The 5,876-nt window shown below is 58.3% G+C and carries 4 protein-coding genes; 3 read left to right on the plus strand and 1 reads right to left on the minus strand.

Going from position 1 to position 5,876, the window contains the following annotated elements:
* The first annotated feature begins 1,516 nt into the window (after positions 1–1,516).
* Positions 1,517–2,986 carry a DUF4055 domain-containing protein gene (locus tag WCO56_28515; GenBank protein MEI7733547.1) on the plus strand — a complete coding sequence of 490 codons (1,470 nt, stop codon included), beginning with the start codon at positions 1,517–1,519 and terminating at the stop codon, positions 2,984–2,986.
* Here the strand turns inward: WCO56_28515 and WCO56_28520 are convergent.
* Entirely contained in the window at positions 2,959–3,555 is a 597-nt protein-coding gene (locus WCO56_28520) for a hypothetical protein (GenBank protein ID MEI7733548.1), read from the minus strand. The two genes, WCO56_28515 and WCO56_28520, sit on opposite strands and share 28 nt — an antisense overlap.
* Positions 3,556–3,806: 251 nt before the next feature.
* Here WCO56_28520 and WCO56_28525 point away from each other — a divergent pair, with 251 nt between their 5' ends.
* Both WCO56_28525 and WCO56_28530 read left to right on the plus strand, forming a co-directional pair.
* Positions 3,807–4,574, plus strand: a complete 768-nt coding sequence (locus WCO56_28525; protein ID MEI7733549.1) for a hypothetical protein — start codon at positions 3,807–3,809, stop codon at positions 4,572–4,574.
* Positions 4,575–4,658: 84 nt separating this feature from the next.
* Entirely contained in the window at positions 4,659–5,669 is a 1,011-nt protein-coding gene (locus tag WCO56_28530) for a hypothetical protein (protein ID MEI7733550.1), read from the plus strand.
* The last annotated feature ends 207 nt before the right edge of the window (positions 5,670–5,876 follow it).

Raw genomic sequence — 5,876 nt, forward strand, 5'->3', positions numbered from 1 at the left:
ACACCGGGGGAAACGTCAACGGGTCGTGGGGGCACGCGAATCCTCTGCGGGCTGCTGCGGCGGGCTGTAACGAAGCTTTAGCGAAGTGAAGGACCGCCGGTGGCCACGGAGTGTGTCAAAGCAGGCGCAGACTGATTTCGGCGGCGGCCGTGGCGTTGCCCGTGCGCGAAACAGCGGACGTTTACGTCCGCCGCGCACGGGTACGCCGCCGGGCAGGCTCCGGCCTGCTCGCAGAAAAATCGGAATGGAACGCAGCGACGCTTGCGTCGCAAGTGACATGGAGTCGAGGACGGCGCAGACTGAACGTGGTCCCTTTCCCGTCTCGCTTCGGCTGGTTTCATTTTTTCGATTCATCCCTTTAAAAACAGGCGGTTAAGCGGTGCTGGCGCTGAAGCTTGCGTAAGCGCCACTTGAGGTGAGCTGTGTTGGCCGACGGAGTGCGTGCCGCACCGGCCAAATGAGTACCTACACAGCGAGCCTTCGGCTGCACCGCGTCGTTTGGAAACGCACTCACCTTATGATGTGGGTTCAAAAGGCCGCTTCAGCGGCACGGCAATTCCTCCGCATAGCGGGAAATATTGGCCCCCATCGTGAGTGACCAGCGCGCACACAGCCCCTGGAACGACAAGCACGGTTATCAAACATGGAAAGCCTGAGAATAGGAAAAACCCTTAGTCGTGCGCGATGGTAGTGAGAGGGCCGCGGTCACAGCGCCTAGAATCAAGGGAAGCAGCGGCCCGGTGCGGCGGTGCGAACAAGCGCCATAAAATTGAGGCTCGGGTTAATTGGAATGATAGATTTGGAATTAAAAAAAGGGTTCATTGGAGCACCGCACGCACGAACGTCACGAACGCGCACGGCAAGCACCCTAGAACTGGAACCACCCTTGGACGGGCGCGCCTCCAGGTCAACAATCCGTGAGACCGTAGCGAGTAATGGCGGACACCAGGGTCAAGGGGCGTGGCCGCCACCACGAGCGAAGGGCGAACTGACTTCCACGCTGAGCGCAGCGAACTGACATCCTCGGGGCGTATCGAATTGCAAGAAACTACTGGAATCCATGGCGGGCATCGAGGTCGCGGCAGCGGAGCACTACAGGAATCCAAGTCACCATTAATCGCGGAATCCGCATCGAATGGCGCGTGAGCGGGGGCGCTCCAGAAAGCGAGTCAACTCTGGTGTCCACAGTGCGTGTCGGTCGGCGCGCCAGCGGGGGCGCTCCAGAAAGCGAGCCAGCTCTGGTGTCCAGAGCGCGTGTCAGTCGGCGCGGGAGCGGGAGCGTATCAGAAAGCGAGTCAACTCTGGTGTTCCGAGTGAGTATCGAACGGCGGTCACCCCGGAACACCTGTTGCGTAGCATCAGGTGTGGAGGGGTGACGCCGTGGCCACGTGTGGTGTGCCGTGCGTGGTGTGGTGGTGCCTGTGATGTCATGGAGAGTCGCGCAAAGTCATGGAGAGTCATGCATAGACTTGTTGTCCTGGCGTGCGGGTATGCGTAAATTATGGGTGGATAATTTATGCCAGTAAATACGACGCATCCTGAATATGATCTGATGGCCGCCACATGGAGCCGCGCCCGCGACATCATGGGTGGCGAGGACGCCATCAAGGCCGCCGGCGAGAAATACCTGCCAAAACTTGAATCGCAAAGCGATGAGGAATACCAGGCATACAAGGCGCGGGCGGTGTTCTTCAACGCCACGGCCCGCACGCTGGCGGGTTATGTGGGCATGATCTTCCGCAAGCCGCCGTACATCAAACTGCCGGAAAGCAACAGCGCCCTGGGGAAAGCCATGGCGGAGTTCAATAATGACGCCGATATGCTGGGGACTTCGCTTTATGGGTACTCCAAACAGGTTGTCAGTGAAGTGGTCAGTGTTGGACGCTGCGGCACGCTGGTGGATTGGCAGGGTGATGTGGAAAGCCGCGCATACGCGGCGCTGTACCGGGCTGAGGAGATTTTGAACTGGCGCGTGGAACGGGTGAATGGGCGCAGCATCGCCACACTGGTGGTGCTGCATGAGCCGGAGGGTGGTGAACGGAACAGCGCCGACTTGTTTGACGCGACGGCTGGGGAACAGATCAGGGTGCTGAGATTGGATAGAACGAATGGGATTGATGGGACTAATGCAGTGCGGTGTGTGGTGGATATTTGGCGACCGAAAAAGGACGCAAAAGGCAAAGGCGGAAAATCCGAATGGGAGTTGGTGGAAACGCGGGTTCCGTTGCGACTCGGAAAGCCGCTGCCGTTGATTCCGTTTGTGTTTCATGGGCCGGAGAACTCGCGCCCGGCGGTGGCGCGGATCCCCCTGGATGACATCATCCCGGAGAACCTGGGGCATTACCGCATGGATGCCGATTACAAGCACGGGCTACATTACACCGCGCTGCCAACGGCCTATGTGAGTGGGTTTGACAAGGATGCAAAGCTGAAGATCGGCTCCAGCGTGGCATGGTCCACAGAAACCACGGGGGCCACGGCTGGGTTCCTAGAGTTCACCGGCCAGGGTCTCACGTCGTTTGAACGGGCGCTGGACCACGCCGAACGATTGATGGCCGTGATGGGATCGCGGTTGCTGGAAGGTCAGAAGAAGGTGGCGGAGACAGCCGAGGCGCTGCAAATCAGGCAGAGTGGCGAGGATAGCATTCTGAGCAGCGTGGCCACGAGCATCAGCGAATCGCTGACGCATGTGGTGCGCTGGGTGTACTGGTGGAATTCCACGGAAGAAAATCCCGAAGACATCACGGACCAGCAGGCACTGTTGGATTTGAATACGGATTTCCGCACGCATGGTATGGCGGCCACCGAAGTGACCGCGCTGGTGGCGGCGTGGCAGGCTGGGGCCATCAGCCAGGATACGATGTTCGAGTTGTTCCGGCGGTCGGAGATTCTGCCGGATGGTAGAGGAAATGATGAGGAAAAGGGGTTGATTGCGATGAGTGCCAGAGGCGGAAGTAGTCAAGCGCGCTCCACCGCTTTAACCTGATTGATAACCTCTGGAACTTCACCTATGCCGGACCAGTCAAGCGGCACGAGGAAATGGTTGGAAGGCTTGAGCAGCTTACGAAAATGATCTTGGAGAATAGTCAAATCTGTCGCCGTGAGGTCTTTCCTGGTGCCAATACCGACATCATCGATGTGACAGAGTTTCCATTTTTTTTTGTTAACACAATCCCTTGTTGAGATCTTGCAATGGTAAGTCATCTTTGGATGTTCTGCGCTCTTGGGGATATAGACAACAGGAATTAAATCGTCGACCAGCATCTTCTTTATCTGATCAACGGTATAGGTATTCCCACTGTAGGCCCGAGAAAAAGCCCACTGTGCAGGGGCATTGTCAACGCAAACGAGCTCTCTGCCAGACTGGTGACGCAAGAGCGAACCTCTCACAATTGAACTCTTACGGATAAACAGTGGTAGCGCCTCTGAAGTCGCCCAAGCCTCCACAAGTTCGTCCCATGCTTGTTTTATTGCTGGCTGGATCCGAGGGCGGTCCGGAGACTGCGCCCACATCAGCCCAAGAGCGGCGACGGCCGCCCTTAAGTCCGCATTCATGGCTGGGCAATGAGGTAACATAAACCGCTAGCATCATGCCGGCTCAAAACTTGTCAAATTATTTAGCAAAAATGTTTTGTCCCGAAAAGTCGCGGAGAGTCACCCATTGTGCCTGCACTGTCCTGGTTGGAAAAGCGCCAAGCGCCAAGATGAAAATGGGGCGTAAAAACAGGGTGTATGGTGCGAAAAGGCAGAAGGCAGAAGTGAAAATAGAGTCTCCTGACGTCGACTGCTACGATCAAAAATATATTATGGCACTGAAGTTTAAATACAAAGCGAAAGAGGAAATTCCGGCGGAACACGCCGGGTTCTACACTGAACGCGACGGCGCGTGGTTGCTGGATGCTGATGGAGCAGTCGAGAAAACCAAGCTGGATGAGTTCCGCGCCCATAACGTGGCCCTCGCCAAGGAGCGCGATGAGTTGCGCCAGCGGTTCGAGGGGATTGACCCGGATGAGGTCCGCCGGTTGGCGGATGAAAAGCGCAAGCTCGAGGAAGCCGCGCAACTCAAGGCGGGCGAGGCTGAGAAGGTCGTCGAGGCCCGCGTGAAGGCGGTGAAGGCTGATCTGGATAAACAACTTTCGTCCGTAGCCAGCGAGCGCGATGCGCTCAATGCGCGGCTGGCGTCCATCCAGATTGACCAGGCGGTGACCAGTGAGGCCACCAAGCGCGGGCTGCGGGCCAGCGCGACGCCGGACATCATGGCGCGGGCACGCAGTGTGTTCCGGCTGGTGAACGGGGCACCGGCGGCGTTTGAGGCGGATGGCCAGACGGCCCGCACGGGCAAGGATGGCCTCACCCCGATGACTTTGGCGGAGTGGATCGACACGCAAGTGTCGGAGGCTCCGCATTTGTTTGAATCCAACGCGGGCAGCGGGGCTGCCAGCACCGGCTCCGGTGGAGTCGGCAACCGGACCATGAAAAACCCGTTCCGCAAGGAAACGTGGAATCTCACGGAACAAATGAAACTGCAGAGAACCGACCCGGTTTTGGCGGCGCGACTGAAAAGCCAAAGCTGAAAGTGGAAAGCAGAAATAAAAACAACAAAGGCGCCGACTGATGTCGGCGGCTACGGAGAAACAAGAAAGGAAACGGAGTAAGTTATGAGCAAGACAACGGTGGCAGACATTATCATCCCGACGCAGTTTGAGAAGTACGCGATTGAGCGGACTGCCGAACTGAGCAATTTCGGGCAATGCGGCATCATTGAGCACTCGCCGGTGTTTGATGCCTTGGCTAATGGCGGCGGGCGCACGGTGGATATGCCGTTCTGGAAGGACTTGACGGCAACCCGGCAATTGCTGAGCGATTCGGCGTCGCTCACGGTGAACAAAATCAGCGCCGACAAGGACATTGCCCGGATTCACAATGATGCCCAGGTGTGGTCGTCGAATCACCTGGCCAAGGTGATTGCCGGTGAGGACCCGATGCAGGCCATTGTGGACCTGGTGGCGGAATACTGGGCGCGCACGGATGAGGCGTTGGTGATTTCGTGCCTCAAGGGCATCTTTGCCGCCGCCAGTATGAGCGGCAACCTGCTGGCGATCCATTCGGAGACGGTCGCCGGGCAGACCGCCGCGACGCGGCTCAATGGGGCCACGTTCGTGGATGCCACGTCGAAGCTGGGCGATTGCGCGGACCGGCTGACGGCGGTGGCGATGCACTCTGCCACGGAAGCCGCGCTGCGCAAACTGGACTTGATTGACTTCATTCCGGACAGCGAGGGTAAGGCGCAAATCCGCACCTTCCAGGGGCGGCGGGTCATCGTGGATGACAGCCTGCCGACGCGGGCGGGCTCGACTGATGGCACGGTGTACACCTCCTACCTGTTCGGGCCGGGGGCGTTCGCCAAGGGCGCGGCACCGCTGGACGGCACACCGCTGCAAAGCGGCACCGGCACGGAAGGGGTCGAGCTTTTCCGTGATTCCCTGGCAAGCGACACGGCGTTGATCAACCGGCGGCGCTACATCCTGCACCCCCGGGGGGTGAAGTTCACCAGTGCCTCGGTGGCGGGCGACTCGCCCACCAACGCGGAACTGGAAACCGCTGCGAACTGGGTCCGCGTGTTTGAAAACAAAAACGTGCGGATCGTGGCGGTGACGCATAATAATTAGTTGATGGTTGAGAGTTGAGAGTTGATGGTTGAAAATGAAAACCACCCCTCATCCGGCCTTCGGCCACCTTCTCCCCTGTGCGAGCCGCACTGGCCATCAGGGGAGAAGGGATTTTGTTTTGGACGGTCTACCCAGGGTGGCGGCCTTTGGCCTTACCCTTATATGTTCCCTGCGATGAATTTGATCACAAGCGTCATGATTGTCCGG

The organism is Verrucomicrobiota bacterium, from assembly GCA_037139415.1.
In the GTDB taxonomy this organism is placed as follows: domain Bacteria; phylum Verrucomicrobiota; class Verrucomicrobiia; order Limisphaerales; family Fontisphaeraceae; genus JBAXGN01.